At 67.1% G+C, this 1,691-nt stretch carries 2 protein-coding genes and 1 pseudogene; 2 read left to right on the top strand and 1 reads right to left on the bottom strand.

What is annotated here, in order from left to right; all coding sequences use genetic code 11:
* Both POF73_RS45655 and POF73_RS45650 read left to right on the top strand, forming a co-directional pair.
* A partial coding sequence (locus POF73_RS45655) for a MarR family winged helix-turn-helix transcriptional regulator (RefSeq protein ID WP_272125447.1) occupies positions 1-277 on the top strand: 277 nt, incomplete at its 5' end.
* Positions 278-437: 160 nt separating this feature from the next.
* A pseudogene (locus tag POF73_RS45650) lies at positions 438-682 on the top strand (transposase); the annotation flags it as partial.
* Positions 683-932: 250 nt separating this feature from the next.
* Here the strand turns inward: POF73_RS45650 and POF73_RS45645 are convergent.
* Entirely contained in the window at positions 933-1,631 is a 699-nt protein-coding gene (locus POF73_RS45645; RefSeq protein ID WP_272125446.1) for a type 1 glutamine amidotransferase domain-containing protein, read from the bottom strand.
* Positions 1,632-1,691 lie beyond the last annotated feature (60 nt).

Raw genomic sequence — 1,691 nt, 5'->3', positions numbered from 1 at the left:
TGCTCCCGCCTCGATGCGCTCACTCGCACACACCCTGGCCTGCGACGCGTCGAACATGACCGGAATCATCGACCGCCTCGAAAAGCGCGACCTGGTCCACCGTGAGGTCAGCACCACCGACCGCCGGGTGAAGAACGTCGCCCTCACCGAGGCGGGCGAGAAGACGATCGACACGATCCGCGAGCGCATGGAGCAGACCCAGACGGGCCTGGACCAGCTGTCCGACACGGAGCGCGCCGAACTCTTCCGCCTGCTGACGGTCGTCTTCCCGCACTGATGCGTGCTGTGCGGGTGCTGGTCCGCCAAACCATCGAGCAGTAACTGCTGCGCCGACCAGGGCCCCGCAAGTGCCTTTCGCTTAGAGAGCATCTGATCTAGGTAGTTGGTAGTTAGGGATGATTTTGTGACGGCTGGTGTGGGCGGTCGTTAGGACGGGCGTGAGCGTGCGTCGTCCTTACCGCGGTGATGTCTCTGATGCCCGGTGGGCTCTGATCGAGCCGGTCTTCACCGCCTGGCGGGCGAGACGGACCGGGCCGGGCCGGGCACGACGGCCCGGGTGCACGATCTGCGGGAGATCGTCAACGCGATCCTCTACGTCAACCGGACCGGGATTCCGTGGGAGTACCTGCCGCACGACTTCCCGCCCTTCAAGACTGTCTACGGCTACTACGCGAAGTGGAGGAAGTCGTCCCCAGCCGCACCATATGGCGCAACACACCCCCGGCCTTCGTCCTCCACGCCCGCAGACCCCGCCCGTGACCCCTGCTTCCGGCGTGGTCGACACCCTCCTCGGGAGGCGTAGGTACCGTGCTCGGCGAAGCCCTCGGTGCGGCGGTTGATCGCGAAGTCGGCGCCGAGGGCTCATGTCCTGGCAGTCCGCTCGGGGCCGCGGACAGTGGTGACGGCGCGGGGCGCCCAGGTGACCGCACGGCCTATTCGGTCTCGGCCAACGCAGCGAGAATCAGATCGCTGACGGCCTTGGTGGAGACCGGGTTCTGGCCTGTGATCAGGCGGCCGTCCCGCACGGCGTGCGGTGTCATCGGGATGGTGGAGCGCACGTACTTGGCCCCCTTGGAGCGCAGTTCGTCCTCCAGCAGGAACGGCACCCTGCCCTTCACCCCGGCCAGCCTTTCCTCGACCGTCGCGAAGCCGGTGACAGTGCGGTTCCGTACGAGCGGGTTCCCGTCGGCGTCGCGGAGGTTGATGAGGGCGCAGGCGCCGTGGCAGACCGAGGAGACGATGCCGCCGTCGGCGTAGATGGCCTGGGCTGTTCGCTGCAGGTCGGCGCTGTCGGGGAAGTCCCACATGGTGCCGTGGCCGCCGGTGAAGAAGACCGCGGAGTAGTCGTCCGGATCTGCGTCGGCAATGGCAGCGGTGGACTTCAGGGAGGCCATGAAGGCCGGGTCGTCGAGATACCCGCGAACCGTCCGGTCGACGAACAACCGGCCCAGGCTTCGAGGGTCGAGCGGCACCTCGCCGCCCGCCGGACTCTCCACATCCACGGTGTGGCCGGCCTTCACCGCCTTGTCGTAAAAGTGGACGAGTTCAGCCAGCCACAGGCCGGTCCGGTGCTCGCTCGCCCCGTAGGTGGCCTGGTTGGTCACCACCGCCAGAATCTTCTTCCGTCTCACTTTTCCCACGTCTCCTTGCCTGCCAACGACTTGTTCGGGGCCGGAGCCCGGAGAACGGCA

This window comes from Streptomyces sp. HD (genome assembly GCF_028369295.1).
Classification (GTDB): domain Bacteria; phylum Actinomycetota; class Actinomycetes; order Streptomycetales; family Streptomycetaceae; genus Streptomyces.
Note: the sequence above shows the minus strand (reverse complement) of the source record. Positions and strands in the feature narration are given on the sequence as shown.